29 protein-coding genes and 1 pseudogene are annotated in these 26,299 nt (G+C 58.7%); 13 read left to right on the forward strand and 17 right to left on the reverse strand.

The genetic code is table 11. The features are described 5' to 3' along the window. The first annotated feature begins 152 nt into the window (after positions 1 to 152). Positions 153 to 467, forward strand: coding sequence for a hypothetical protein (locus tag AC0V6U_RS14150; RefSeq protein WP_472643777.1), 315 nt, complete (start codon positions 153 to 155; stop codon positions 465 to 467). Between the two features lie 16 nt (positions 468 to 483). Here AC0V6U_RS14150 and AC0V6U_RS14155 read toward each other — a convergent pair whose 3' ends face one another. The 6 genes from AC0V6U_RS14155 to AC0V6U_RS14180 all read right to left on the reverse strand — a co-directional run bounded on the left by AC0V6U_RS14155 (position 484) and on the right by AC0V6U_RS14180 (position 5,807). Beyond that, the gene (locus AC0V6U_RS14155) at positions 484 to 903 is read right to left on the reverse strand and encodes a (2Fe-2S) ferredoxin domain-containing protein (RefSeq protein WP_472643778.1); all 420 of its coding nucleotides are present in this window, start codon (positions 901 to 903) and stop codon (positions 484 to 486) included. Continuing rightward, the gene (locus AC0V6U_RS14160) at positions 900 to 1,706 is read right to left on the reverse strand and encodes a S9 family peptidase (RefSeq protein WP_472645778.1); all 807 of its coding nucleotides are present in this window, start codon (positions 1,704 to 1,706) and stop codon (positions 900 to 902) included. The genes AC0V6U_RS14155 and AC0V6U_RS14160 overlap by 4 nt, the downstream gene beginning before the upstream one ends. A 1-nt stretch (position 1,707) precedes the next feature. Then, positions 1,708 to 3,072: a TolB family protein gene (locus AC0V6U_RS14165; RefSeq protein ID WP_472643779.1), complete on the reverse strand. Its 1,365-nt coding sequence runs from the start codon at positions 3,070 to 3,072 to the stop codon at positions 1,708 to 1,710. A gap of 75 nt (positions 3,073 to 3,147) precedes the next feature. Continuing rightward, complete coding sequence (locus tag AC0V6U_RS14170; RefSeq protein ID WP_472643780.1) at positions 3,148 to 3,654, reverse strand: DUF2497 domain-containing protein; 507 nt, start codon at positions 3,652 to 3,654, stop codon at positions 3,148 to 3,150. A 68-nt stretch (positions 3,655 to 3,722) separates the two neighbouring features. Then, on the reverse strand, positions 3,723 to 5,186 hold the full coding sequence (locus AC0V6U_RS14175; protein ID WP_472645779.1) for a TolC family outer membrane protein: 1,464 nt from the start codon (positions 5,184 to 5,186) through the stop codon (positions 3,723 to 3,725). A gap of 36 nt (positions 5,187 to 5,222) precedes the next feature. Next, a complete protein-coding gene (locus tag AC0V6U_RS14180; protein ID WP_472643782.1) occupies positions 5,223 to 5,807 on the reverse strand; it encodes a protein-L-isoaspartate O-methyltransferase family protein in 585 nt (194 codons plus the stop codon). A gap of 167 nt (positions 5,808 to 5,974) precedes the next feature. Between AC0V6U_RS14180 and fumC the strand changes: the two genes are divergently transcribed. The 3 genes from fumC to AC0V6U_RS14195 all read left to right on the forward strand — a co-directional run bounded on the left by fumC (position 5,975) and on the right by AC0V6U_RS14195 (position 9,488). Continuing rightward, positions 5,975 to 7,381, forward strand: coding sequence for a class II fumarate hydratase (fumC, locus tag AC0V6U_RS14185; RefSeq protein WP_472643784.1), 1,407 nt, complete (start codon positions 5,975 to 5,977; stop codon positions 7,379 to 7,381). A gap of 129 nt (positions 7,382 to 7,510) precedes the next feature. Beyond that, the gene (locus AC0V6U_RS14190; RefSeq protein ID WP_472643785.1) at positions 7,511 to 8,740 is read left to right on the forward strand and encodes a sensor histidine kinase; all 1,230 of its coding nucleotides are present in this window, start codon (positions 7,511 to 7,513) and stop codon (positions 8,738 to 8,740) included. Further along, on the forward strand, positions 8,733 to 9,488 hold the full coding sequence (locus AC0V6U_RS14195; RefSeq protein ID WP_472643786.1) for a LytR/AlgR family response regulator transcription factor: 756 nt from the start codon (positions 8,733 to 8,735) through the stop codon (positions 9,486 to 9,488). The genes AC0V6U_RS14190 and AC0V6U_RS14195 overlap by 8 nt, the downstream gene beginning before the upstream one ends. Before the next feature lie 148 nt (positions 9,489 to 9,636). Here the strand turns inward: AC0V6U_RS14195 and AC0V6U_RS14200 are convergent, their stop codons facing one another. After that, complete coding sequence (locus AC0V6U_RS14200; RefSeq protein WP_486169504.1) at positions 9,637 to 9,945, reverse strand: UrcA family protein; 309 nt, start codon at positions 9,943 to 9,945, stop codon at positions 9,637 to 9,639. Between the two features lie 307 nt (positions 9,946 to 10,252). Here AC0V6U_RS14200 and AC0V6U_RS14205 point away from each other — a divergent pair, with 307 nt between their 5' ends. The 3 genes from AC0V6U_RS14205 to AC0V6U_RS14215 all read left to right on the forward strand — a co-directional run bounded on the left by AC0V6U_RS14205 (position 10,253) and on the right by AC0V6U_RS14215 (position 11,593). Continuing rightward, on the forward strand, positions 10,253 to 10,441 hold the full coding sequence (locus AC0V6U_RS14205) for a hypothetical protein (RefSeq protein ID WP_472643789.1): 189 nt from the start codon (positions 10,253 to 10,255) through the stop codon (positions 10,439 to 10,441). Positions 10,442 to 10,504: 63 nt separating this feature from the next. Continuing rightward, entirely contained in the window at positions 10,505 to 11,260 is a 756-nt protein-coding gene (locus AC0V6U_RS14210) for a metallophosphoesterase family protein (protein WP_472643790.1), read from the forward strand. 132 nt (positions 11,261 to 11,392) lie between these two features. Continuing rightward, entirely contained in the window at positions 11,393 to 11,593 is a 201-nt protein-coding gene (locus tag AC0V6U_RS14215) for a hypothetical protein (protein ID WP_472643791.1), read from the forward strand. A gap of 126 nt (positions 11,594 to 11,719) precedes the next feature. On the opposite strand, the gene rpsI is transcribed toward AC0V6U_RS14215, so the two are convergent. The 5 genes and pseudogenes from rpsI to AC0V6U_RS14240 form a co-directional block, all read right to left on the reverse strand. Continuing rightward, positions 11,720 to 12,301 carry a 30S ribosomal protein S9 gene (rpsI, locus tag AC0V6U_RS14220; protein WP_472643792.1) on the reverse strand — a complete coding sequence of 194 codons (582 nt, stop codon included), beginning with the start codon at positions 12,299 to 12,301 and terminating at the stop codon, positions 11,720 to 11,722. Continuing rightward, positions 12,301 to 12,780, reverse strand: coding sequence for a 50S ribosomal protein L13 (rplM, locus tag AC0V6U_RS14225; RefSeq protein WP_472643793.1), 480 nt, complete (start codon positions 12,778 to 12,780; stop codon positions 12,301 to 12,303). The genes rpsI and rplM overlap by 1 nt, the downstream gene beginning before the upstream one ends. 238 nt (positions 12,781 to 13,018) lie before the next feature. Further along, positions 13,019 to 13,741, reverse strand: coding sequence for a hypothetical protein (locus AC0V6U_RS14230; RefSeq protein WP_472643794.1), 723 nt, complete (start codon positions 13,739 to 13,741; stop codon positions 13,019 to 13,021). 22 nt (positions 13,742 to 13,763) lie between these two features. Continuing rightward, on the reverse strand, positions 13,764 to 14,114 hold the full coding sequence (cutA, locus tag AC0V6U_RS14235; RefSeq protein WP_472643795.1) for a divalent-cation tolerance protein CutA: 351 nt from the start codon (positions 14,112 to 14,114) through the stop codon (positions 13,764 to 13,766). 27 nt (positions 14,115 to 14,141) lie between these two features. After that, positions 14,142 to 15,222 (reverse strand): annotated as a pseudogene (locus AC0V6U_RS14240) (COX15/CtaA family protein). 194 nt (positions 15,223 to 15,416) lie between these two features. On the opposite strand from AC0V6U_RS14240, the gene AC0V6U_RS14245 reads away from it, so the two are divergent. The 3 genes from AC0V6U_RS14245 to AC0V6U_RS14255 all read left to right on the forward strand — a co-directional run bounded on the left by AC0V6U_RS14245 (position 15,417) and on the right by AC0V6U_RS14255 (position 17,768). Next, on the forward strand, positions 15,417 to 15,788 hold the full coding sequence (locus tag AC0V6U_RS14245; protein WP_472643796.1) for a MerC domain-containing protein: 372 nt from the start codon (positions 15,417 to 15,419) through the stop codon (positions 15,786 to 15,788). 121 nt (positions 15,789 to 15,909) lie between these two features. Further along, positions 15,910 to 16,902, forward strand: coding sequence for a sulfur carrier protein ThiS (gene thiS / locus AC0V6U_RS14250; RefSeq protein WP_472643797.1), 993 nt, complete (start codon positions 15,910 to 15,912; stop codon positions 16,900 to 16,902). A gap of 335 nt (positions 16,903 to 17,237) precedes the next feature. Next, positions 17,238 to 17,768, forward strand: a complete 531-nt coding sequence (locus tag AC0V6U_RS14255; RefSeq protein WP_472645780.1) for a hypothetical protein — start codon at positions 17,238 to 17,240, stop codon at positions 17,766 to 17,768. A 23-nt stretch (positions 17,769 to 17,791) separates the two neighbouring features. Here AC0V6U_RS14255 and AC0V6U_RS14260 read toward each other — a convergent pair whose 3' ends face one another. The 5 genes from AC0V6U_RS14260 to AC0V6U_RS14280 form a co-directional block, all read right to left on the reverse strand. Then, a complete protein-coding gene (locus AC0V6U_RS14260; protein ID WP_472643798.1) occupies positions 17,792 to 18,280 on the reverse strand; it encodes a hypothetical protein in 489 nt (162 codons plus the stop codon). Positions 18,281 to 18,308: 28 nt separating this feature from the next. Beyond that, positions 18,309 to 20,150, reverse strand: coding sequence for an AMP-dependent synthetase/ligase (locus AC0V6U_RS14265; RefSeq protein WP_472643799.1), 1,842 nt, complete (start codon positions 20,148 to 20,150; stop codon positions 18,309 to 18,311). Positions 20,151 to 20,290: 140 nt separating this feature from the next. Then, positions 20,291 to 21,814 (reverse strand): gamma-glutamyltransferase family protein, encoded by a 1,524-nt coding sequence (locus AC0V6U_RS14270; protein WP_472645781.1) that lies wholly within the window; start codon positions 21,812 to 21,814, stop codon positions 20,291 to 20,293. Continuing rightward, the gene (locus AC0V6U_RS14275; protein WP_472643800.1) at positions 21,814 to 22,026 is read right to left on the reverse strand and encodes a hypothetical protein; all 213 of its coding nucleotides are present in this window, start codon (positions 22,024 to 22,026) and stop codon (positions 21,814 to 21,816) included. The genes AC0V6U_RS14270 and AC0V6U_RS14275 overlap by 1 nt, the downstream gene beginning before the upstream one ends. A gap of 10 nt (positions 22,027 to 22,036) precedes the next feature. Then, positions 22,037 to 23,083 carry a quinone-dependent dihydroorotate dehydrogenase gene (locus AC0V6U_RS14280; RefSeq protein WP_472643801.1) on the reverse strand — a complete coding sequence of 349 codons (1,047 nt, stop codon included), beginning with the start codon at positions 23,081 to 23,083 and terminating at the stop codon, positions 22,037 to 22,039. A gap of 269 nt (positions 23,084 to 23,352) precedes the next feature. Between AC0V6U_RS14280 and AC0V6U_RS14285 the strand changes: the two genes are divergently transcribed. From AC0V6U_RS14285 to AC0V6U_RS14295, 3 genes are all read left to right on the forward strand, one after another. Then, positions 23,353 to 24,282 (forward strand): helix-turn-helix domain-containing protein, encoded by a 930-nt coding sequence (locus tag AC0V6U_RS14285; RefSeq protein ID WP_472643802.1) that lies wholly within the window; start codon positions 23,353 to 23,355, stop codon positions 24,280 to 24,282. 75 nt (positions 24,283 to 24,357) lie between these two features. After that, positions 24,358 to 25,845 (forward strand): DUF885 domain-containing protein, encoded by a 1,488-nt coding sequence (locus AC0V6U_RS14290; RefSeq protein WP_486169505.1) that lies wholly within the window; start codon positions 24,358 to 24,360, stop codon positions 25,843 to 25,845. Beyond that, on the forward strand, positions 25,838 to 26,209 hold the full coding sequence (locus AC0V6U_RS14295; protein ID WP_472643804.1) for a DUF885 family protein: 372 nt from the start codon (positions 25,838 to 25,840) through the stop codon (positions 26,207 to 26,209). Before AC0V6U_RS14290 ends, AC0V6U_RS14295 begins: the two co-directional genes overlap by 8 nt. Positions 26,210 to 26,299: the final 90 nt, after the last annotated feature.

Here is a 26,299-nt window from a genome sequence, read left to right on the forward strand (position 1 = left end):
TGTGACGACTTGCAAAACATGCCACTTGAATCGCAAAAAAGCGAATCTGGCGAGTCACTTAGGGCGCGGGGCAGGCATAAGCCGCCTCAAACAGCCTTCGGGTCCATCGCAAGCCTATTGAATCCTCCCCTGCCCCGGCGCATGTGTGGGCAATGGTCAACAAATCCCCGCTCGACGATCCAGAAAACGCCGCTTACGCTTGGGCGCGCTATCGCCGCATCATGCGTTTGTTGATGGGGGTGACGATCGGCGTCGTCGTGATCGCGCTGGCGCTGTTGTATAAGTTCAACGGCGCGATTTCGGTCCATTTCTACATCGCGGTGGCGCTTGGCATCAGCTTCACGATGCTGCTCGGCGGCGGGCTGATGGGGCTGGTGTTCCTGTCCAATGGGACCGGGCATGACGAATCGGTCGACAACAAGCTGCCCGATCCTGATGAGCTGTGGGGCAAGCGCGACGAGGATTGAGCGCTAGCTCAGTTGGCTAAACCGCGCGCGGTGCCGGTTGCAGTCGGAATTCTTCAACGGGCTCTCCGCCAATTAGATGTTCGGTGATGATCCGCTCCAATACGGCGGGCGAGCAGGAATGATACCAGACCTCATCTGGCCAAACGACGGCAATTGGTCCGTGGGAGCAGATCTGCAAACAATCGGCTTTGCTGCGCTGAACGCCGCCGCCCGGCCCGCGCGGATGCTCTGACGTGCGCTTGGGGCCGATCAGGCCCAGTTCCTTCATCCGCGTCTTGAGGAAGGTCCAGGCTTCTTCGCCTGCCTCTGGTGAGCAGCACTTTTGCTTCTCGCTGAGCGCACATAGGAAGATATGACGCTCAGTCTCTGCGCCGTATTTCTTGGACAATGCGGTTTGCGCCGCGAGCAGGCTCAGTTCGTTCGGGCTTTCCGTCATTCTTTTACAGTCTCGACGTTCTGCACCAGCCATTGGTCGAGCCAATTGAACACGGTACCATGCCATTGCAGCGAGTTTTCCGCGCCCAGCACCCAGTGGTTCTCATCTGGGAACACCAGCAATTGCGAAGGGATGCCGCGTTCCTGCAGCGCGGTGAAGCTCTGCAGGCCTTGGCTGTATGGTACGCGGTAGTCCTTCTCACCGGTGATCACGAGCATTGGCGTTTTCCATTTGTCGACGTGATTGACGGGGTTCCAGCGCTCATAGGTTTCGCGCGCTTCGCTGTATGATCCGCCGAAATCCCAGCGGGGGAACCACAGTTCTTCGGTCGAGTAATAGAAGCTGCGCATGTCGAACAGGCCGTCATGCTGGACCAGACAGCTGAAGCGATCTGGCCAGTTTCCTGCGATCCAATTGACCATATAGCCGCCATAGCTCGCGCCCATGGCGCAGGCATTGCCGCCATCGATTTGACGGTCGAGTTTGAGCGCTGCTTCAAGGCCGAGTTGCAGGTCTTCGAGTGGTTTGCCGCCCCAATCCTTGTTGATCGCATCCATGAAGTCCTGGCCGTATCCAGCAGAGCCGTGAAAATCGACCGAGATTACTGCGTAGCCCTGGCTTGCAAGAACGCGCGGGTTCCAGCGGCTGGACCATCCATCGCGGAATGTACCCTGCGGGCCGCCGTGGATGTAGAGGATCGCCGGGATGGGGCCGGTTTGCTGCTCTAGCCGCGTGATCTGGCCCCAGACAGTCTCACCGCCAGCGCCCGGAAAGCTGAAGCGTGTGGTCACTGTGGAGGCCATCTTACCAGTGCGGGTGGTGGCGACATCGGTCAGCGGCCGGGCCTGTCCATATCCGTCTGAGAGGAACAGTTCGGCGGGCGCGCCAATCGAGATCGCGCGTGAACAGCAAACGGTCGCCGGGCAATGGCGTGACATTGCCGATATGCGCCTCATTGCTGACCATCAGATCAAGCTTCTCAACCGCGCCGGTCTCTGGATCGATCTTGAACACGGGAGTGTCGAGAACATCAGCGGCGGTGGCCAGAATGGCTTTGCTGTCTGGCGTCCAAGAGAGTCCACCAAAACTGCGGTCATATTCCTGGGTCAGCGGGCGGGTTGCGCCGGACTTGAGATCGCGGAGATGCACGACAGTGCGATCAGATTCGTAGCCGGGCCGGGCCATGGCGACATAGGCGAGATATCTGCCATCAGGCGACGGCTCTGGGCCGGTATCGACCGCTTGGTTCGCGGCGGTAAGCTCGCTCGGCGCTCCGCCCGAAAGGTCGGAGAAGTAGATGTCGAAATCGGTCGAAGTGGGCTCTGCCGCGCCGCTCTCACGGGCAACGAAATAGATGCCCGCCCCGTCCGGTGCCCAGACAATATCCTCGCCGCCGCCGAACGGCATGGTGGGTGTGTTGCCGGTGAGTCCAGTTTCCGGATCAACACCGTCAATCGGAACGCCGCCGATGACCCGCCCACGGTGGATATCGAATACGAACACGCGGTTGTAAGTGCCCGGCGTCGACCAGGTGTCCCAATGGCGGAAGAACCCACCATCGCCCTCGTAGAGCCTTCCTGTTCCCGGTCCGGGAAGATGGGCTTCGCCATCACCTTCGCAGCCAAATGTCGGGCAATCACGAGCGATTGGTGCCCACAGCGCGATCCGGTCACCATCGGGCGACAGTTTGAAGCCGTGAATATCGGCAAGCGGCGTGTCAGCGACCAAGATCGGGCCAGTGACAATGCCATCGGCCTCCAATGCGACCTTCCAAACGCGGCTGCGCTCTTCCTCGCTTTCGTCGGTGTGCTCAGAGGAGAGAAAATAGAGGTTGTCGTCGGAGCCGAAGGCGAGTGAATTGGCCGAGAGCCCTAGGTCCAGAGAAACAGGAGCCTTGCCCGGCTCTTTCAGGTCCAGCAGATAGAGGCTCGGCGTGCGCTCAAAACTCTCAGGATCGGTCCGAGTGACTTGGTAAATCGCAAAGCGCCCATCATTCGTAACGATCGGCCCGCCAAGACGCGGCGTGGAGATTAAGTCCTCCGCCGACATTGGGGTGGTTTCCACTCCCGGAATGACCTTGGCATGGTCATCAGCGGCGGCAGGCGAATGCGGGAAAAGAGCGATGCAAAGTGCAGCGAAAGCGGCGCTGCTGGGCATGAATTTCGTCATGGAGACGGGGCCTAACGCCTCGCTTCGTCTCTGGCTAGAGTTTCACGCGCGGCGAAGCGCGCGCAGACGCAAAAACTAGCCGCGCTTGCCAGCGATCCGGGCGATTTCAGCTTGGACGAGCTTCTCAACAATACCGGGCAGGTTCTTCTCGAGCCATTCGGCCAGCATTGGACGCATCAGATCGCGGGTCAGCCCCTCGAGTGAGGTCTCGCCAGAGCGAACGATCTGCGGCTGCGCGCCAGGCTCCGCCAGCATCGCCAAGGCCTCCAGGTTTTCGCGCATCGCGCCGCGGACCGCCTCATTGGTCAGCTGCGGATCGTGATCTTCGCTTTGGCTGGCGCTGAGCAGAAACTCTCCGTCGTCGCCCACCTGATCATCGGCATCCACATCTTCGGCGAATTCCATTTCTGCCAGGTCGAGCACTTCGTCAGCGTCTTCAGCGACAATGGCTGTATCCGCGCGTTCGGCCTCTTCCTCGCGCCGACGGCGTGCTTCCAGCGCACCCTCACGGTTGTCGCGGGCGATCACTTTCTTGATTGATTCGAGGATTTCCTCGACCGAAGCTTCGTTATCTTGCGCCATTTTGTGCTCTTAGCTCGCTGATACTGTTAACTAAGTTTCAGACGCAGTTACGGATAGTTAGCCGCGTGTCAATTGCCTTCGCCTGAATCCAATGTCGGGCCAATTGTCGCGTCAGCCGCCGGAATGTCAACGGTTCTGGTCGAATTTGGCGTAGGTTCTGGGTCGCGATCAAAGTCCCAGATCTTGCCGCGAACCCGCTCATAGTTAACTTGCGGGTCGTAAAGCACGCCGCCGGTATCAAGGTTAAGGTCGCGTGCTTCGGCCTGCCCCATCAAGGCGAGTAGGGAGAAGCCAGCGACATAGGCGTTTCGCCGTGCGGTCACCAATTGCGCCCGGGCAGAGAGCAATTCCTGCTCAGCATTGAGCACATCCAGGATCGAGCGATTGCCGATCGAATTTTCCGCTTTCACGCCTTCCAGGCTGAGCTCAGCGGCTTCTACGGCCACTTGCGAGCTTTCGATCACCGCATTGGCGGCCTGCCAATTGGAATAGGTTGAGCGGGTTTCCTGAATGACGCTGCGTTCAGAGGCGATCACCGCCTCCAGGGCTGATGTTTCACGAGCGCCCGCTTGGCGTTGCCGTGCAGCCGTTAGTCCGCCCTGAAAAATCGGGATCGTCACGCGGACGCCGACATTCGCGGTCTTCTCACTTTGCGAAAAGTCGGATGAAACCGGCCCGCCGAGTGTTCCGAAGAAATCGCTGTAATCGCCATTGGCAAACAGGCCGACGGTGGGAAGACGCCCGGCGCCAGCAACTTCTGTGTCGTATCCAGCGGCCTCTGCGCGTTCTTTCGCGGCGATCAGATTGGGGTTGTTCTCAAGCGAGGCTACGATAGCTTCGCCAACATTTTTGGGCAATCCAGGCAGCGGCGGCGGCGCCATCAGCGTGCCGGGCGCTTTGCCAACCAATTGCAAATAGACCTCGCGCGCGGAGATGACATTGGCCTCGGCCAGTCTCAGATCACCCTCGGCCAAAGCCAGCCGCGATTGCGATTGCGCGACGTCCGTGCGCGTCAGATCGCCGATCTCAAAACGGTCGCTGGTTGCCTCGAGATTGATGCGCAGCACTTCGACCTGATTGGCGCTGAGCGCAACCAGCGATTCCGTCCGCAGCACATCCATATAGGCGGCAACGACCTGGCTGAACACGGTGCTTTCGGTATTGCGCAAAGTGGCCTGGCCAGCGGCCACGCGCTCTTTGGCGGCGCGCACTGCATTGCGCACGGCACCGCCAGAATAGACCGGGACGAGCAACGCCGCATTGACGCCAAGGTTGCGTTCCGGCGCGGTGAATGAGTTGGCGGAGCGCCGCACAAACTCGATATGGGTCGCCGTTACTGTCGCGGTCGGCAGTCCGTTGGCGCGGTTGATTGGCACGCCTTCATCGGTTGCGCGCTGATCAGCTCGTGCGCCTTGCAGTGTGGGATTGGTGTTATAGGCCTCAACCAAGGCATCGCGCAGCGTATCCGCTTGAGCAGGCACAGCTATCGCCCCGGCAGCGAGCGCCGCAGCGATACTGGCCAGAGAGGTCATCCGGCGGATGTTTGGCAGAGGCGCGCGTGTCATGCGTTAAAAGCTCCAGCTTTTCGCTTGGTCAAATTCGTGCAGCACCGGGATCCCGATATCGTGCACCGCTTGCAGGGTAACTGCACCAGCAACCTTGCGGCCCGATGCGATGCGGGTGATGCCGTTCTCAACGATACCGGTAACGATCCGGCCATTTTCGGCGAGGCGTTTCGCAAGGCCGTCGGGCAAATGCTCAATCGCGCCATCGATCACGATCAGCGAAAATGTCTTGCGCGAATTCTTGGCCAAAGCCTCTTCGGCGCTGATTTGCTGAACGTCCGCCACCAGCGGCCCGATAAGCTCCGCCAAATACTGCGTCCCGCCTTCGACCACCAGAACGCTGTCGTCCTTGGTTGGCGCGGCCTCGGTCAGCATCATCCCATGCACAACCGGTGATGAGAGATAGCGGCCATCGCCCAGCGGCACGGCGCGGTCCATATAGGCAATAGGACGCGCCTCAGCCGGCACGAAATTCTCACGCGGCACAGCATTCATGCGCGCCAGCACATATTCTTCATTCACGCCGCTGGTCCGCAGCTGACTGTCAATCATAGCCTTGCGGGCGACAGGTGCATTTAACTCAGTCATGTTCACTCCACGAGAGCTGTATTACTCCAGCAATACAGCGCGTCAAGACGTTTAGCTGTTCGCACCGCTAGCGCCAAGGGCTTTGACGTTCACGATTAGCAGTGCTTATGGGAGCCTAAAATAGACCGAATGGAGTATGTCTTCGATGAGCGACGTTAAAAATATGGGTGCAGCAGGCGAAGGCGCAGTGCGCATCGAGACCGATCTCGCTCGGCGAGGTCTCTGTTCCGGCTGACAGCCATTGGGGCGCGCAAACCCAGCGCAGCCTCGCAAACTTCGCAATTGGCGATGAGATTATGCCTGCGCCGTTGGTAAAGGCGCTGGGCATTCAGAAGAAATCCTCGGCGCTCGCCAATATGGAGCTGGGCGTGCTCGATGCGAAATTGGGCGAGGCGATCGTCGCGGCAGCGGATGAGGTGATCGATGGCACTTTGGCCGATCAATTCCCGCTTTCTGTCTGGCAGACCGGCTCTGGCACGCAGAGCAATATGAACGCCAATGAAGTGATCGCCAGCCGCGCGAACCAGATCCTGACCGGCCAGCATGGCGGCAAAGAACCTGTGCACCCCAATGACCATTGCAATATGGGCCAATCTTCAAACGACACCTTTCCGACGGCAATGCATATTGCCGCGGCGAGCGAAACGGTGGAGCAGCTCATACCGGCGCTCGGCGCGCTTCACACCGCACTTGACGCCAAGGCTCAGGCATTTGCGGATATAGTCAAGATTGGCCGCACCCATTTGCAAGACGCGACCCCGCTGACCTTGGGTCAGGAGTTCTCAGGCTACGCTAAGCAGGTTGAATATGGGATTGCGCGGCTCGAAAACGCTTTGCCGCGAGTGTTGGAGCTGGCCCAGGGCGGGACTGCGGTCGGCACCGGGATCAATTCGAAGGCCGGCTTTGCAGAGAAATTCGCGGCTCATGCAGCGAAATTGACCGGACATGATTTTGTGACGGCAGCGAACAAATTTGAAGCTTTGGCGGCGCATGATGCGCTGGTGGAACTCTCTGGCGCGCTCAATTCGGTGGGCGTCAGCCTGATGAAGATCGCCAATGACATTCGCCTGCTCGGCTCTGGCCCGCGCAGCGGCCTTGGCGAAATTGCCCTGCCAGCAAATGAGCCGGGCTCTTCGATCATGCCGGGCAAGGTCAATCCGACCCAGTGCGAGGCGTTGACCATGGTCTGCGCTCAGGTGATGGGCAATCACACGACGGTTAGCATTGCGGGATCGAACGGGCATTTGGAGCTCAACGTCTTCAAGCCGGTGATGATCTACAATGTGCTGCAATCGATACGCCTGCTGGCCGATTCGGCGCGGAGTTTCACCGACAATTGCGTGACCGGGATTACCGCGAATACTGATCGGATTGATAAGCTGATGAACGAAAGCCTGATGCTCGTCACCGCGCTCAACCCGCATATCGGCTATGACAATGCGGCGAAAATCGCGAAAAAGGCCCATGCTGATGGCACAACTCTGAAAGAGGCGGGCATGGAACTTGGTCTGCTCACCGAGGAGCAATTTGCGCAGTGGATCGTGCCTGCGGAAATGATCAAGCCCAGGGCTTAAGCGCGGGAAGTCAGGCCCGAATGCCAGTTTGAACGGTTGATACGCCTAGACCGGCATTCGACCAATGCATGATCATGTCCGACGAGAAATTGGCCATGCATTCGCGCGCGCGCTATCTGCGTAAGTCTAATGATTATCTCGAAAACCCCTGAAACTCGGCCAACAGTGCCCTTCCGCATGGTGTTGTTGTCGATGATCGTGATGTGGTCGACTTATTTCGTCCTCATCACCATGCGCAGCTTCGTAATGGACTACGAACTGCAAATCGAAATGGCGTGGCGACGCGGCATCGTGACCATGGTGGGCATAGCGCTGACGATTGCCTTGTGGGGCATGCTGCGCCTGTTCGATCACAAAGCCGTATGGCTCAAGGTGATGGCCGCGATCATCCTATCGGTCCCGGTTGCGATTGCGATTGGGAAAACCAATCACCTGGTTTTCCAAGACATGCAGGAAGTGGAAGAACGAAAATACGCTGAGAAGAACGGCATCAATCTGCGCCGTGATGAGGCGGGCAATCTGCTGGTTGATGTACCGGTGACGCGCGTAGCGCCGGATGGTGCGAATGGCGCCGATACGATCCTCGATTCTGAGAGTGTTATCCTGGTGCCTGCGCAAACAAGCGCGGATGTGTGGAAAGCCGTGTTCGATATCGCGCTTGGCCGTTATTTTCTGCTGCTCGCCTGGGCGTCGCTCTATTTCGCTATTCTAGCGGGCTATCAAGCGCGCGCGGCAGAGCGGCGAGGACAAGAATTCAGATCCGCTGCGGAGGCGGCAGAGTTGCGATCTTTGCGCTATCAGGTGAACCCGCATTTCCTGTTCAACACGCTAAACTCGCTGTCCGCGCTGGTGATGACTGGCAAGGCGGAACGTGCAGAGCGCATGATCCAAACCATGTCGCGGTTTTATCGCCACAGCCTGGCGGATGAGCCAACCTCTGACGTTCAGCTGAGGGACGAATTTGACCTCCAGCAACTCTATCTCGACATTGAGGCAGTGCGCTTTCCAGAGCGATTGGTCTGCAATTTTGACCTTCCTGATGATCTTGCGGATGCACGCGTGCCGGGCATGATCCTGCAACCTCTGGTTGAAAATTCGGTCAAATATGCGGTGTCCGCCGTAAACCGACCAGTGACCATTACTGTCAAAGCGCGCGAAGAGTTTGATCGGCTGGTTGTGACAGTCAGCGACGATGGACCCGGCGTTCCTGAAAATGCCAGCCACGGCTTTGGCATTGGTCTTGCCAATGTCCGCGACCGGTTGGAGGCGCGCTTCGGTTCAGATATTGTTCTAAGCTCAAGCCCTATTGAGGGCGGATACAAAACAGAACTGCGGATACCACTGACCAAAAATGGCTGACACCGAAGAAACCAGCAGTGCCTTGCGCACCCTCATTGTCGATGATGAGCCTCTTGCGGTTGAGCGCATTCAGGTGATTTGCGCTGAACTTGGTTCAATCAATGTGGTTGGCACGGCCAGCGATGGGGCCGCGGCTTTGCGGCTGGTCGAGGCGCTGACCCCAGATTTGATCTTGCTCGATATGACGATGCCAGAGCTCGACGGCCTCGGGGTCGCGAAGAAGCTCGGCAAAATGAAAAATCCGCCCGCGGTTATCTTTGTGACGGCGCATGACGACTTCGCGGTCGAGGCTTTTGACCTCGAGGCGATCGATTATGTCCTGAAGCCCGTTTCTGCTGACCGATTGGGCCGCGCAATTGAGCGCGCCGTTGCCCGTCACGGTGAGACGGGCAAGAAAACCAGCAAATGGCTGGATGAGCTGTGGGTTCCGCATCGCTCAGAATTGCTGCGCGTCGCGGTAAGCGAAGTGCATCAGATTGATGCTGAGCGTGATTATGTGCGCCTTCATATTGGCACGGATGAAGCGCCTCAGTCTTACCTGTTGCTCCAAACTATCGCTGGGCTTGAAAAACGGTTGGATCCTGATGAATTTATTCGCATTCACCGTTCAACCATTTTGCGGCGCGATAACATTCGCGGCCTGCGCCATGATGGTTTGGGGGTTTGGTCAGCTGAGCTGCAGAACGGCGACGCCTTGCGGATTGGCCGGACCTATCTTTCAAAAGTGAAAGGCATGGCCGGGCGCTAAGGTGTGCTCGAGCCGTCACGAATGCGCGTGCGGCCGCGTCAAAATCCATACTAAAAGACGACCCGAACCCTGGGACTGGATAGGGTCCGAGCCGTCATCTATGGACCTGAATGCAGGCTCATAGGGGTCTTGTTGTGGCTATCGGCGATCAACCGCCGCGTTGTTGCGCTTCCACAAGGGTGGCGACTTGGCGCTGGGCGCTTTTCATTGCCTTGGCGTAGCACCGCTGATTGTCCATCGACTTAAGCCGGGTGCCAGAACGTTGATCATCGACCCTACAGATGGTGCGTGCGGCTTTTTTAACCCTGCGATCAAGTCGTGCCTGACCTTCAGGTGTCGCGAGATTGATATCTGCAATTGCGATCTCAACGCTCGGGACATCACTAGGGCCAGCGAGGGCGGGGGTGGAAACGACTGCAAGGCCAAGCGCCGCAGTGGTCAAAACTGTCTTCAGCATAAATTCCTCCATTTGCAAGATGCGGCTCGGTTCGAGCGGGGGTTCGAATGGGGTGCCGTAACCGCCCTTGCACAATCAGAAATAGGGGAATGGGGGGCAGCGGTCATTCGGTGCTCGTTCGCCGCAGAATGCCGCTCGACTGGTGCGGCGCGCTTCAGACAGATGCGATAAACTGCCCGACGAATGACCCTTTCCAGCAGACCAGCGTTTGCGCCATAGTGCCGCTGTGCTGCCTGTAATCATCATCTTTGCCCTTGGCGTGGGAAATTTCGCTTTGCATCAGGCGGTGCTGAAAAGCAGGCACCCAATGCTGGGGCAAATGCCATGGTTTGTGCATATGCTCGGCGGAAAGCTGACGCTTGCGACGGAATTCATGGTCTTGCTTGCCGCGATGATGCTGGCCGCCAATGGCTGGCCCATGCTCGTCTGGGTCTATCTGGGATATAGCGGGCTCAATGCGCTGGCGGCGTGGTTGATCCTGTCCGATCAGGTCTAAGGGGAAGGCGAGAGGCAGATTGGGCTTGCGCTTTTGCCGCAATCCCGCTTGTCACTTTGGACCATGGCGACGCGGCTCTTTCATATCAGCGATGTGCACTTTGGCGTTGAGGACCGCGCTGCGCTTAGCGCAGTGGCCGACGCGATAGAACAAGAGCGCCCCGATGCGGTGGTTTGCACAGGCGATCTGACCCAGCGGGCCAAGCACAGCGAATATGCTGATGCGGCGAAGTGGTTTCGTTCGCTTGGCGTACCGACAGTGTTGCAGGCCGGCAATCACGACATGCCCTATTACAATTTGTGGGAGCGCTTCACTGATCCCTATCGCCGCTACCGCGCGCTGAATGATCAGGCTGGCGCGGAAATTGAATCGGACGACGTTGTACTCGTTCCGCTGGTCTCGACAGTGCGCGCGCAGCCGCGTTTTCCCTGGTCGGACGGATTTGTGCGCAAGCCGCCCTTGGCCCGCACTGTGGCGCAGCTCGAACAGTTGAAAGGTGATCGGCGTACAAAGATTGTGATGTGCCACCACCCCCTGCTCGGGCCAGAGGATGCGGGCGGGAATCCGACGATCGGCGGCGATGAGGCCTTCGCAGCGCTTGCATCAGCAGGCGCAGATGCCGTGATATCGGGGCATGTGCACACGCCATTTGACGAGGTGCGTTCTCGTAGTGGCCATTCCATGCGGATGATCGGCATTGGCACGCTCTCGACCCGCCTGCGCCATGGGGCACCCCCATGCTATCAGGTGCTCGAATGCAAGCCGGGCGGATCAATTGCGGTGGAATTGCGCGTCGTTGGTGACCCGCCACCGGCCTAATTCAGCGCATTGCTGCATTTTTCCAATGAGTGGTTTGGAAACCAGATGTTAGGCATATCTCGCTAATCCCTCGCCGAACCGCAGATTTGCGGCACTATGGATCGTATGTGATTTGGCTGAGGAGTGTTGGTCATGAATGCTATCAAAGCGATGATTTTGGGCGGCGTGCTAACATATGTTGTGGCGCTGGTGATTGGCTCTCAAGGGTCGAGTGGAGGCTTCTTGGCGATCCACAATATGCGCATGGGCGACTATGCCGTTCTGTGGTCTTGGCCGCTGTTCCTAGCTGGAACTGGTCTGGCCTGGGCGATGACACTGCTGCAACCAGAATAGATGAATGCGGATTGGCGGCGGTTGGACAAGATCGCGGCCTGACCCACCTTTACGCAGCACAAAGAAAAAGGGCGGCCTTCCCATCGGAGAGCCGCCCTTTTCGTATTTGGTTCGCAGTGAACGCGATTAGCGTTTCGAGAACTGGAAGCTCCGGCGGGCTTTCGCGCGGCCATACTTCTTACGCTCAACCACACGGCTATCGCGAGTGAGGAAGCCAGCGGCCTTCACCGTAGAGCGCAGCGCAGGCTCATATTTCGTCAAAGCCTGACTGATGCCGTGCTTCACCGCACCAGCTTGGCCGGACAGGCCGCCGCCGCGAACGGTAGCAACGATGTCATACTGGCCTTCACGTTCCGTGATCGAAAACGGCTGGTTAATGATCAGACGCAGGGTCGGACGTGCAAAATACACTTCCTGCTCGCGGCCATTGATCGTGACCTTGCCTGTGCCTGGCTTCAGCCAAACGCGGGCAACCGCATCCTTACGGCGACCAGTGGCATAAGCGCGGCCGTATTGGTCGAGCTCTTGCTCACGCAGAGGCGCAGCCGGATTCTGAGCGATTTCCGCAGCATCCGCTGCAGGTGCATCACCAGCGATGTCTTTAAGATCTGCAAGATCAGACACGGTTTCCGCCGCGGTTTCAGTTGCTGGCGTTTCAGTCGCAGCTTCTGGCGCGGTTTCGGTTTCGGTGTTCTTTTCGTCGGCCATTATGCAGAGACCTTATTCTTGCGGTTCAGGGATGCCACGTCGAGCACAGCTGGGTTTTGCCCATCATGTGGGTGCTCGGTGCCGTTGTAGAGGTGCAGCGCACGCATTTGCGCACGGCCCAATGGACCACGCGGGATCATACGCTCGACAGCTTTTTCAAGCACGCGCTCTGGAAAGCGACCTTCCAAAATCTTGTTCGGGGTCGTTTCTTTAATGCCGCCAGGGTGGCCGGTGTGCTTGTAATAAATCTTGTTGGCCATCTTGTTGCCGGTGAATTTCACCTTGTCGGCATTGATGACGATCACGTGATCACCGCAGTCAACGTGCGGGGTGTAGCTCGGCTTGTGCTTGCCGCGCAGGATATTGGCGATGAGAGAAGCAACACGACCAACAACCAGTCCTTCGCCATCAATAATATGCCATTTCTTATCGACCTCGGCCGGTTTGATCGACCGGGTCTGCTTGCTGAGCGCCTTCATGGGCTTTTCCTTAAACCTAAGGCCGCCATTCGGAAGAAAAGAGGCCTGAAAAATCAAAACAGCCGGGCGTTTGGGCCGCGGCTGCGAATCGAAAGGTGCACCTTGCAGCGCATCCCTATCGATATGAAGCGCGATTTGTCGTTAAGGCGGCTCAAAGTCAAGCAAAACCGGGCGTTTCAAGGGAGGTAAAATAATACCGCAATAGCTTTGCGTCAGCTGAGAAGGGCTTGTCCGGACGCTAAGCGTTCAAAGCCCAGGTCTCGCTAGAGCGGCGCTCATCATCGCCAATCCGGGTGATTATCTGCCGCTCGGCATGGGCAAGCCAACGCTCGCCCGGTGCGCAGCGCGCCAAAAAGCTGAATTCAAACTCCCCGCGCGACCCGTCGGGCAGGTTGACCGGCTTTATCGAATGAACCTTCTCTTCGCTGGGATAGAACAGATCGCGCGGCATCTGCTCAAGCAAGGTTCCGCCTGCCTGCTGCAATTGCGCCAGATACGCCATGCGCTGCGCTCGCTGCGTGGCAGAGCTGCTGTTCAGCTTGATCATAGCCTCCGCTTCTCTGATCGCGGCAGCCAGGTCTTCCTGCTTGGTCGAGATGTCAGCTGCGAGGATTTCCCCGCCCTCGCCAAGCATAATGGGAAACATACTGTCGGTTGAGCGCGCTTCCTCAATCGCGGCAAGCCGGGCGAGCTGCTCAGGCGCGTCGACTTTCGCGAAGACCTGCTCGCCATTGATCACAATGCCGCGCCCTTGGGCTGCAAAATCCACTTGCCATTCGCGGGTCACAGTCAGCATTCGGCCATCGCGCAGCTCTCGTTCGATCTGCCGCATAAGCCGCATAGAGTTTTCTGGGATCGTCAGGCGGCCTGCCGCCATAGCTGGCACACTAAACGCGGACGCCCCCACCACAAATGCTCCAAGCGCCGAGCCGATAGCGGCTCTGCGAGTGAATTTAGTCATGACCCCTTACCCCAAACTCTTCCTATCGCGGCTGCAGCGCGGCCAGCCATGTTTCCGTTGTTTCGTGGGCCGCGTCACAGTTCCAGCCAAGTATTGCTGGACTATCGTAGGGATGCAATACACCTAGGCGATCAATAGCGTGTTTGAGCAAGCCGCTGCGTGTCTTTAGCAACACTGCCACTTCAGTGCTGGTCTCGACTTTATCTTCCCATTTGAAGATAGATTCGACCCCGCCGATCATATTTGCGCAGCCAATAAGTTCTTCTTTTAGCAATATGTTTGCTGCGCTACGGGCGGCTTCCCGATCCGGAAAGGGGCACCAGATGAGCGAGGTTGAGCAGGCTGGGTTTGTTTCGGTCGCTAGATCAGTCATTGGCCCAGTGTAGCGCAATTTCGTGAGCTATGCCCGCGTGCTTGCCAGTGAATTTTGCCCGTCGCTGTGCATAGCCCAGGCGAGGCTGGCGACCAGCAAAGCACCGGTCAGCTGGTGCGCGACCGCGATCCATAGCGAAACTTCGCTCAGCACAGTGGCAATCCCGAGCAGCACCATGACGCCGAATGCGCTGTGCACGGCGACAGATGCCATCCGGTGCGTCTTGCGCACGCGCCGCGCAATCCAAACGAGCGCCGCAACCGCGATCCAGGCCCACCAACGGTGCAGCCAATGCAGCAGAAATGGGTCATGGGTCAGCGTCCAGAGCACGCCTTGCGAGAAATTGACCTCCGGGATCAGCTTCCCATTCATCAGCGGCCAATCATAGGCCGCATGTCCAGCATTGAGCCCCGCAACCCATGCGCCGAGCAGCAATTGCACAAACAAAATACCTGCAACAATCATCGCTGGGCCGGTCAGCGGAGCCAGCTTTGCCTGCGGATCGCGCGCCAATGCTCTCAGATCGAGCGCCGTCCAAACTAGCCCGCTCAGCAGGAAGAAGGCGGTGAGCAAATGGGCGGAAAGGCGGAAATGGCTGACATCGGTCAGGTCTGTGCCCACGCCAGACGATACCATGTACCACCCCAGCGCCCCTTGAAAACCAATCAAGGAAAGCAGCGCGAACAGGCGGCTCTTATATCCAGTGGGGATTGCCCCTTTGATCCAATACCATGCGAGCGGAAGCGCAAACGCCAGCCCAATCAATCGGCCAAGATTGCGGTGGAACCACTCCCAGAAATAGATGAATTTGAACGCCTCCAAATCCATGCTTAGCCGGGCCGCTCTCAAAGCGGTATTCCCCCGTTTGGCGGTACAGATCGAACTCAGCCTGCCAAGCCTCTTCGCTCAGCGGTGGCAAAACGCCAGACACCAAATCCCATTGCGTAATCGAAAGGCCGCTCTCTGTTAGGCGCGTAATCCCGCCCACCATCACAATGATCACCACCATCGCGGCTACCACCATTAGCCAGCGCACAAGCGCTAGTGGGCGGCCGAGCACAGTGCTGGATGCCAGCGAGGATGATGCAGGGTGAAGCGAGGATGCCATTTCGAGCGCCTAACTGTCCCGCGAGGCGGCGAAGTGCAAGCCTGTAGATCGCAAATGACCTTGCGCGCGCTGCAATTAGGGTAGGGCCGCTGGATCCGGCGGCGAACTGCGGCGGTTTTACGAAGAAATTGGATCGCTCGCTCCAGCACCCCTTGCGGAATGGTATAATGTTACATACATAGCCGATCAACGTCATGAGCGACACCAACACCTCGATTCGCGGCCGGTTTGACCGGGTCGGCATCTGGCTCTCGGGCCTGTGCGCGCTGCATTGCGTCGCGACGATCCTGATTGTGTCGAGTCTGGGCGCGGGCGGGCAGTTCTTTTTCTCGCCGGACCTCCACCGTTATGGCCTGGTCATTGCGCTGATTGTGGCGGCTGTGGCGATTGGTTGGGGCGCGCTTAAGCACCGTCAGGCCGCACCGTTTGTGATCGCGATGACTGGGCTCACTTTCATGGGCGGCGCCCTGGCTGTGCCGCATGGCATTCAAGAGGCTGTGCTGACGATTATCGGCGTTGCGCTCGTGACTTGCGGCCATGTGCTCAACTTGCGGCATGCTCACTAATTGAGCAGTGGCGCATTAATACGCTGCTTTCTCTGTAAATTCACGTTCGTCAACTGCATCCTCAACGATCCAGTTTGCGCTTATGCTTGCGCCGCGCGGCTATGCCATTATCTCGGCGCGCATGACTGCACAAAAAAGCATCACCCTCAATGGTGACACCCGCCAGACTAGCGCCGACACAATCGCCACCCTGGTGCGCGAATTGGAGCTCTTGCCTGAAAAAGTGGCAGTGGAGCGCAATGGTAAGATTGTGCCTCGCTCAACCCTTGAGCAGGCGCCATTGGCCGATGGGGACACATTGGAAATTGTCCATTTCGTCGGCGGCGGTGAGCAAAACAGCTCTGGCGATGACAGCTGGAGCGTGGCGGGCCGGACCTTCAATTCGCGCCTGATTGTTGGAACGGGCAAGTACAAAGACTTTCAGCAGAATGCCGATGCCTTGCAGGCGAGCGGCGCGGAAATCGTCACTGTAGCGGTGCGCCGGGTCAATGTGAGTGATCCCAAAGCGCCAATGCTGACTGACTTTATCGATCCGAAGGTCACCACCTATCTCCCCAACACTGCGGGCTGCTTCACCGCGGATGATGCGATCCGCACGCTGCGCCTGGCGCGCGAGGCGGGCGGTTGGGATCTGGTCAAACTTGAGGTGCTGGGCGAAGCGCGCACGCTCTACCCGGATATGCGCGAGACTCTGAAAGCCACCGAAGTGCTGGCCAAAGAGGGCTTTCACCCGATGGTTTACTGCGTCGATGATCCGATTGCGGCCAAGCAATTGGAAGAAGCGGGCGCGGTGGCGATCATGCCACTCGGCGCGCCAATTGGCTCTGGCCTCGGCATTCAAAACCAGGTGACGATCCGCCTGATCGTTGAAGGCGCTAGTGTGCCAGTGCTGGTCGATGCCGGGGTTGGCACGGCGTCTGATGCGGCGGTGGCGATGGAGCTCGGCTGTGACGGGGTGCTGATGAACACTGCAATTGCTGAGGCGAAAGATCCGATCCGCATGGCCCGCGCAATGAAACTGGCGGTGGAGGCGGGGCGCGAGGCCTATCTGGCTTACCGCATGGGACGGCGCAAATATGCCGATCCCAGCTCGCCTTTGGCTGGGTTGATTTAGGAACCGCCGGTTTGGTTTAGCGTGCCATAGCCACCCGCGCCCTCCACCCTTCCACCCGGATAGTTTCCGGTAGGCTCCGGGTGGAAGGGTGGAGGGCGCGGGTGGCTAGGACTCTAATGTACTAACTGATTGGCTTGGTCGCGGAGCACGGTTCACGCTAGTGAATCGCAAGGCCGACCGGCCGCCCGCAGCGATGCGACCTTCAGGTCGTATGAGCGAGGATAGCCAAGCGAGCGGATGCGAACGCTGGCGTCTGAAGCGCAAAAAAATGCCTACAGGTTACTACCTATTAACCAAGTTCCGCGATGACCGTCTTCAACGCAGAGGAGACTTTCATGGCGACCGTGGGCAGTACATCAATGGCAATCGGCGAAATGCGCGAGTTTGCAGGCTTTAGCGCCGCTGAGCAGCGTTATATCAAGTGCAGCCTCGACATTGGTTTGAGCCGCAAGGACGCCTTTAAACTGTGGGCCCGTGATGCGCGTGAAAACGCTGCGATCCGCCGCCAATATGTCGCCTATCAGGATCTCAAGTCGCTGCGCGCTCTGATCCCTGCCCAGCACGGCATGGCCGATACCGAAGTCTTTATCGGCAAGCTCATCCGCATGGCGACCTTCGATCTGCAAGCCGATGCGATCACCAGCTTTTCCGCGTTTCGCTTTCTCTATGAGCGCTTGCTCGGCGCAGAAGCGCGCCCGTTTCTGCCCGCAGCCTTCTGCGCAGCCAGCGCTCTGCCGCAAATTCAGCCGGAACGTCGCAAGGTCCTGCTGCAGTCGCTTAGTGAAGCGGCAGCAACGGCTCCGGCATGGTCCGATGAAACCCCGAGCTTCTATCCGGAATATGTCGAGGAAGCTGAATTGGTTTGAGTGAGCGCGTCGATGAATTCTGATTAGTTGCGGACGATAGTTTTCTGAAGAAACTCTTCAAGCTCGGATGCTTTCAGGCGACGGCAATCGTTTAGGAACGAGGTCCCTCCCTCCTTAAGGAACTGGGAGGCTTCATGCTCAGACTTGGAATGCTGCCGTAGAAAGCTAACGATCCGCGATTTCAAACTGTCTTTCGGTAGCTTCCCATCGGTAAAACTGTCCGAGAAAAAAGCAGTCGAATAGACATTATGCTTCCAGAGCCAACGGTTTGCTTCGATCGCTCTCTCTAACCCCCAAAGCGTCTTTTCATCGCTTCCGAGAGAAGCCACCCCCATGTCATAGTCAATCCTGTACTCATCTCCTGATTTCCTCGCGCTGAGAAAACAGAAAGGTGTCAGTGCATCGATTGGCCCGGCAAGGCTCTGGCAATTCTCGAACTTGAAGTGCGTTAATGTCTCGTCGGACTCAACAATGGCCCGGCAAATCCGTCGAAGATCTGACTCTGTGGTCATTTGCTCAGCTTCAAACCGGCGCCTCTGGTCACCCCCGATAAAGCCCGTTGATCTTATCCTGATAGCGATCGCGGATCTTATGACGCCGGATTTTCATGCTGGGTGTCATTTCCTCGTTCTCGATTGAGAACGCTTCGTCGGCGAAGGTGAACTGGCGCACCTTCTCGATCACGGACAAATCCTTGTTCACCCGGTCAACGGCTGCGCGAACGGCGGTCTTGAAGGCGGGCAGGTCTTGCAGGGCGGCCATGTCGAACTTTTCGTCATTGTTGCGCGCCCATTCCACTGCCCATTCCGCATCCGGCACAATCAGGCCGACGACATAAGGCCGCTTGTCACCGCTCACCATCGCTTGCGCGATTTCCGGTTGCAGGGTCAGCATGCCTTCGATCTTTTGCGGGGCAACATTGTCGCCCTTGTCGTTGACGATCATGTCCTTCTTACGGTCGGTGATCACGATCCGGCCCGCTTCATCCAGATGGCCAATATCGCCAGTGTGCAGCCACGGCGCACCATCGGGATCACCTGGATCTTTCATCAGCGTGCGCGCGGTTTCGGCGTCATTCTGCCAATATCCATGCATCACCAGCTCGCCGCGGCACAGGATCTCGCCATCATCAGCGATCTTGATCTCCACCCCGCGCATCGGCGGGCCAACGGTATCCATCTTCAGGCCGGTCGCCGGGCGGTTGCAGCTGATCACCGGGCCGCTTTCGGTCTGGCCATAGCCTTGCAGCATGGTGAGGCCCATCGCCTCAAAGAACGTGCCAACGTCGGGGTTTAGCGGCGCTCCGCCAGACACCATCGCCTTGATCCGGCCGCCAAATTTATCGCGGATTTTCGGGCGCAAAGTGCGCTCGACGATGAAGTCCATGGGCTTATCGCGCTTGCGCTTGTTCCCGCGCTCGGCGGCCTTCTCGCTAATCGTGAGCGCGCGGTCCATCAGGTAATTGGCAAGCTTGCCCTGCTTTTGCACCTGCTTGAGGATCCGGCTGCGCAGCACTTCGAACAGGCGCGGGACGACGACCATGATGGTCGGGCGCACTTCCTCGATATTGCTGGCGAGTTTCTCCAGGCCTTCAGAATAATAGATCTCTGCCCCGACCGAGATCGGCAGATATTGTCCGCCGGTGTGCTCATAGGCGTGGCTGAGCGGTAGGAACGACAAAAAGCGTTCGTCGGAAATGCCAAAGTCATCAATCAGGATTTCAGCCGCGCCGCCCGCATTGCACAGGATCGCGCCGTGATGCTGCTTCACCCCGCGCGGCGCGCCGCCGGTGCCGCTGGTGTAGATCAGACACGCGGTGGTGTCGCGCGTGATGCCCTTTAGGCGTTCTTCCACGGCCGCTCGGGCCTCAACCGGGTCGCCTGCAATCATGCTGTCCCAGTTGTGATACTCAAAACCGCTGGCTTGCTTGCGGTGCAGGTCTTCGATGCCAATCACATGGTCGGCAATGCCGGTCGACTGGATCGCGCCATGCACCGGTGCCAGCAGCTTTTCGGTCGAGACGATCACCGCGCGCGCGCCGGAGTTATCGAGAATGTGGCAATGGTCGCGCTCGGTATTGGTGATGTAGGTCGGCACGGTGATGCAGCCTGCGGCCATCACGGCGAGGTCAGAAATGCACCATTCGGGGCGGTTTTCTGATACCAGTGCCACCCGGTCCCCGTCTTTCAGGCCAATCCGGCGCAGACCCTCTGCGAGCAAGCAGACCTGCTCTGCCACTTCGCGCCAGCTTTGCGTCGTCCATTCGCCATTGGCTTTGCGGCCCAGAAATGGCGCGTCGCCCTTTTCATCCGCGCGTTTCAGGAACAATTCGACGAGATTGTTCGCATTATCGATGTCGTTGAGATGCGTGTCTTGCGGCACTGAAATTTGGCTCCCCCACCAGTTTTCTTGTTTTGCGCAGATTAGGCGCGCCCAGCGTTAGCGCAAGCGCCAAAGGTGCTCGCGGGTGTGGAGAGGTAATGCACTGGCGGTGAGCCGAGTTCCCCAGCCGCGCGAAAGCCCTAGCGGGTGTAGACCAGCTTCGGCGCGATGCGCGGGTCGGTGGCCACTTCCCAGCCATCCTCCGTGCGGCGTAAGGCATTGGCTTTAAGCGGCGGGCCAAAGGCGCGGATTTGCGAATGACCCAGCGCGGTGAGCTCGTCCTGCATATCCTCCAACATGGTGCCCTGTTCAATCACGGCGGTTTCACCAAATGACATGATCAGCGGCAAAGCCAGCGCATCCTGCGCGCTCAGTCCAAAATCGATGACGCCGATGATGGAGCGTGCGACCTGTACCGGAATAGTTGGTCCGCCCGCCGCGCCGATCACCAGAACGATCTCGCCTTTTTGATCCAGGACAATTGTCGGCGCCATGGAGCTGCGCGGGCGTTTGCCACCCTCAACCGCATTGGCGACGGGCTTGCCATCGACGACCGGCGTGGAGCTGAAATCGGTCAGTTCATTGTTGAGGTAGAACCCACCAAAGAACAGGCCCGATCCGAAGGCACCTTCGACGGTTGAGGTGTAGCTGACCGCATTGCCCTCGCCATCTACGACGGAGAAATGGGTCGTGCCTTGCTCTAGCGGCTCGTCCCCATCTGCGCGGGCGAGCGGGGCACCCGGAGGCGTGCCTGGTTTCAGGTCAGCGATAGTGGACGATGGGCTGATCAGCGCGCTGCGGCTCGCGACATAGGTGGGGTCGACTAGCCCTTTGACCGGTACGCTCACGAAATCGCTGTCGCCAATGTAGAGCTCGCGGTCGGCATAGGCGACGCGTTGGGATTCCAGAAACAGGTGCCAGAATGTGGGGTTTTCCGGGCCAAGCGCGGCGATATCAAAGCGCTCTAGCTGTCCCAGCATTTGCGCAACGGCAACGCCGCCTGATGATGGCGGACCCATGCCGCAGATCTGATATTCGCGGTACGGCGCGCACACCGGATCGCGCAGTTTGGACTGATAGCGGGTGATGTCCGCCGTGGTCATCTTGCCATCTTGCGGGGTCTTTTCGGCGATATATTTTGCCAAATCCTCTGCATTGCGGTCATACAATGCCTCTGCGCCGGTATCGGCCAGATCGGTGAGGGCCTCCGCTAGCTCGCCATTGCGGACCATTGAGCCAACTGGCAGCGGTTCGCCATCCGTGCCAAAGAAAACAGCGCGTGCTTCTTCAGTCAGCCCAGCGCGGGCCTTGTTGCGACCAGACAGCGACTCGTTGAGCCGTACATTCATGCGGAAGCCATCCTCAGCCAAGGTGATAGCGGGCCCGAACAAATCGGCCCAAGGCAATTTGCCGTGCGCTGCATGGGCTTTGGCGGCCAGCGCCAGATTGCCCGGCACACCAACGCTCAAGCCGGAGAGGACGCGCAATTCGCGCGGCAGGCGTTCGCCGTTCTCATCGAGGAAACGGGTTCCCGTTGCCGCAGCAGGTGCGGTTTCGCGGCCATCATAGGTCAGCAAATCTCCGCCTGCGCCATCTGCCCGGACCAGAAAGCCGCCCCCGCCAATGCCGGAGCTTTGCGGTTCCACTACGGTCAGCGCCAGCATCACTGCAATCGCGGCATCGGTGGCTGAGCCGCCTTTGGCCAGGATCGCTTCATGCCGGCGGCGGTGGCGCGCGGATCGGCGCTGCTAACTGCGCCAGCGCGAACAGGCTCAGCTTGTGCAGCGGTGCTGCTGGCTGAGCTTTGAGAGCTGTAGGCGGAGCAACCGGTGAGAAGAACGGCGGCGGCGAGACTTGCAGAAAGGCGTTTGATCATGGCGCCTTCGCTATTCGGTTCCGACCGCCTCTTCAAGCCGTGTGAAACCATCGCGCTGCATTAGCCGCTCAATCCCGCGCGCAATGTGAGCGCCCAGGCCCGGGCCTTCATAGACCATGGCGGAATAGAGCTGGACCAGACTGGCGCCCGCGCGGATGCGCTCCCATGCGTGCTCTGCGCTGGCAATGCCGCCGACCCCGATCAGTGGGATAGCGCCGCCGGTCGCTGCGCGGAAATCGCGCACGCGCTGCAATGCCAGGTCGCGCAATGGTGCGCCGGACAGCCCGCCGGTCTCACCTGCATGGTGTGAACGCAGCGCTGGGCGCGCAATGGTCGTGTTGGAGACGATCAGCGCGCCGAGCTGCTTGTCCAGAGCGATCCGAGCGATCGCATCAATATCATCCTGCATCAGGTCAGGGGCGACCTTCAGGAAAATTGGCGGCAGCTTGGGAAGGTCTGCGCCCGCCTCTTCGCGCGCCTCGATCACCGCGTCGATCAATGCGCTGAGCGCGCCTTCATCTTGCAGAGCGCGCAGGCCAGGTGTGTTGGGGCTGGAAACATTCACCGCCAGATAGCTGGCGAGTGGCGTCATCATCCTGGCCATCGCTGCATAATCGGCGATGCGGTCCTCTGAGTCCTTATTGGCCCCGATATTTATGCCGACGATGCCGGGGTTGTCTTTGCGCCGCTCGAGCCGCGCAAGCGCCGCGGCGCCGCCGCCATTGTTAAAGCCCATGCGATTGATGACCGCCTTATCCTCGACCAGACGGAACAGGCGCGGCTTGGGATTGCCAGCCTGCGGGCGCGGCGTGATCGAGCCGACTTCGGTAAAGCCAAAGCCGAGGCCGAGCAGCTGATCGGGAACCTCTGCATCCTTGTCAAAGCCCGCCGCCACTCCGACCGGATTAGGGAATTGGAGCCCAGCGATCTCAATCGCGCCGGGCCCTGTTTGTGAGCTTGCACGCAGCGGCGACGCCTTGAGCGCGGCGACACCGAGTCGGTGAGCCTTTTCCGAATCAAGCGAGAAAATTGCGGGGCGTAAGAGGTGAAACAACATAACTGCGCGCTACCGTAATATTCGTGTTCTTGTCGAGGGTGCTTGCGCAATAGAATTCAGAAAAATTTTGGGCGAGGCTGCGATTTGTCGTTTGCATACAATTATTCGCCGCATTTCTATCCTACATAATGCGTGCGACCCGAAGGGCTCGGAGCAGCAATGCGAAGAGTTCCTCAACTTCAATAGGGCGGTTCTCATTTGAGAGCCGCCCTTTTTTTGTGTTAAATCATAGGGGAAGCGGCTAGGCCCGCGTCCATGAGGCGCTCGTAATGGTTGACCATCACTTTTCAGCGGCGGGTCAAAGCGAACCGGACTTTCCCGAGTCCGACACCGGGTTTGCGCTCACTCCGGCATCGCTCATTTCAATCGACTACATCGCGCCGCCCTCCGCGATCAGCGATTATGTGACGACGCTCTATCATTTCCGCTGTGAAGAAGCGGAGATCCGGGACATTCAGCCCGCCTCGATCGGGCATCTTTCGCTTTTCCCCTATGGCAAGGGCGAAATGCTATTTGCCAGCGGACGGCGCGACCCCAATCCAGAAATTGCGATGCTTACGCCGCTCTCAACAGCGACACCGATTGTTGTTGAGGGTCCATTTCATGTGGTCGGCGCGGCGCTCACGCCGCAGGGCTGGGGCGCGCTCACCGGATTGCACGCGGGCGAGCATCGTGACCGGATGATTGAGGCGCGCACTGTGCTCGGCAGCGAAGTTGTCGCCTTGGGCGAACGCCTGAATGCGGGATACCGCGCGGGCAAATTTAGCGGCCGCGAATGCGCGCTGGAACTGGGCGCCTTTATCGAGGGCCGCGCGCGGCCGCTCAACGCGCGCCACAATGAGCTTATCCGAACGGTCAATCAGTGGTTGGGCGCATCGCTCAATCCCGATTTGGCTGATCTAATGGCGGCGGCGTCTTATTCTGAGCGGCAGGTTCAGCGCCTCGTTGAAAGGTATTTCGGCCTTCCCCCGCAAGCGCTCGCGCGCAAGTATCGCGCCTTGCGAGCGGCCGCATGGCTGTCTTTCCCGCAGCTCACGCCTGAATATGAAGCGCAATTGGCCGATGCATTTTTCGATCAATCGCATATGATCCGAGAGATTCAGCGGTTCGCCGGACGCACACCGGCGCGGCTGAGCGATGATGAAAGTCCGTTCCTGAATGAAATGATCGACCTGAAGAATTTTCGCGAATTGGGGTAGGAACTGCGGTGATTTGCACCGCGGAACTCGCGTCCGGTCGCTTAGCCTATGACACTACCACTTATGAGGATTTCTATGCGCCGCTCTGCCCTTCTGTTTAGCTCCACTATTGCTCTGGCTCTCGCTGCTTGCGCACCCACCGCAGCTCAGCAGCCATTGGCCAGCGCGGATGCGTCCGTGGACACCGCCGAGGCCGCGCTTTCGCTGAGTGAGTTTTTCAAGCAATATGACGAAGCGCAATTGGAGCTCTCGCCTGAGGCTAAGGCCTACCGCGGTATTCGCGACGCATCCTACGGCACATGGGATGATTACAGCGATGTTGGCGCGGCTATCCAGCAGGAATTGCTGCAAGCCGCGGTCGGTTATATGCGCAGGAACTACGATCTTGATGACTTGTCAGGCGACGATGCGCTGTCTTTCCGCCTGTTTGAAGCGATGGCGCAGCGCAGCGCTCGCACGCATAAATACCGCAAGAATGTCTATCTGTTCAATCAGATGCGCGGCGCGCAGAGCGGCCTGCCAGCGTTCCTGATCAACATTCACCGGGTTTCATCAGACGATGATGCCATGGCTTATGTCAGCCGGATTGAACGCATGGGGGCTGTGGTCGACACCTTGACCGCGGAGGCGCGCGAGCGAGCCGAAAATGGCGTGATGCCGCCCAAATGGGTCTATCCCTATGTCATCTCGGATATCGAGAACCTGCTGAATGCTGGTGATGAGAATGCGGTCTTAGTCGACTTCAAAGCCAAGGTGGCTGGGCTACCGGATGTTGATCAAAACAACGCGGCAGAGGCAGCGGAGGCATCCATCCTTTACGAACGAGCGCGCGATGCGTGGAAGGGTTCTGCTGAACCCGCACTGCAGCGCCTGCTGGCTGAAATGAAGCGCCAGGAAGCCATCGCGCCAACCGATGACGGCGTATGGCGCCTGCCGGATGGCGCCAATTATTACAGCGCGCTGCTCAAAAACTACACCACCACCGATCTGACAGCGGATGAGATCCACAATATCGGCCTCAGCGAAGTCGAGCGAATCCACGGTGAGATGCGCGCGATTATGGCCAAGGTCGGGTTTGAGGGGAGCCTGCAGGACTTCTTCAAATTCACCCGCAATGACGACCGCTTCTTCTATACGAGCCGTGAGGATTACCTCGCTGATGCCAATGCGGCGCTGCGCAAGCTGGAGGCCAAGCTGCCAGACTATTTTGGCCGCTTGCCCAAGGCTCCAATGGTTATCAAACCGGTCGAGGCGTTCCGCGAAAAGAGCGCGGGCAAAGCGTTTTACCAGAGCCCTGCGCCGGACGGTTCGCGCCCTGGCACCTATTATGTGAACCTCTACAACTTGCGCGATATGAGCAAGAATGAGCTGGAGGCGCTGGCCTATCACGAGGGCTCACCCGGCCACCATCTTCAGCGCGCCCTTCAAACAGAAATGGGCGACCTGCCGCCTTTCCGCCGGTTTGGCGGGGTGACCGCTTACACCGAAGGTTGGGGGCTGTATTCTGAGGAGCTGGGCAAGGACATGGGCTTCTACACCGATCCCTATTCCGATTTTGGCTAAGCTCGGCATGGAGCTGTGGCGGGCCTGCCGCCTGGTGGTCGACACCGGCATTCACGACAAACGCTGGAGCCGTGAGAAGGCGATCCAATATCTCACCGACAACACGCCCAATCCCGATGGCGACATTCGCAAGGCGATTGAGCGCTATATCGTTTATCCTGGCCAAGCGACCGCCTACACCATCGGCAAGCTGAAGATCATGGAGCTGCGCGAGCAGGCCAAGACTCGGCTTGGCGCTCAATTCGACATCCGCGAATTTCACGATGTGGTCTTGGAATCCGGCCCGGTTCCGCTCGATATTCTGGAAGAGAATGTTGAGAGCTACATCAACAAACGCCTGGCCATCATGACAGACGGGTCGTGATCGGAGACGAGCAGCGCGCCAGGCGCTAACGACTCGCAACAGACGCATTTGCGTTGAATTCGGACAAAATCGCTCCTAATTGCAATTCGG

It is taken from the genome of Erythrobacter sp. W36 (genome assembly GCF_057364935.1).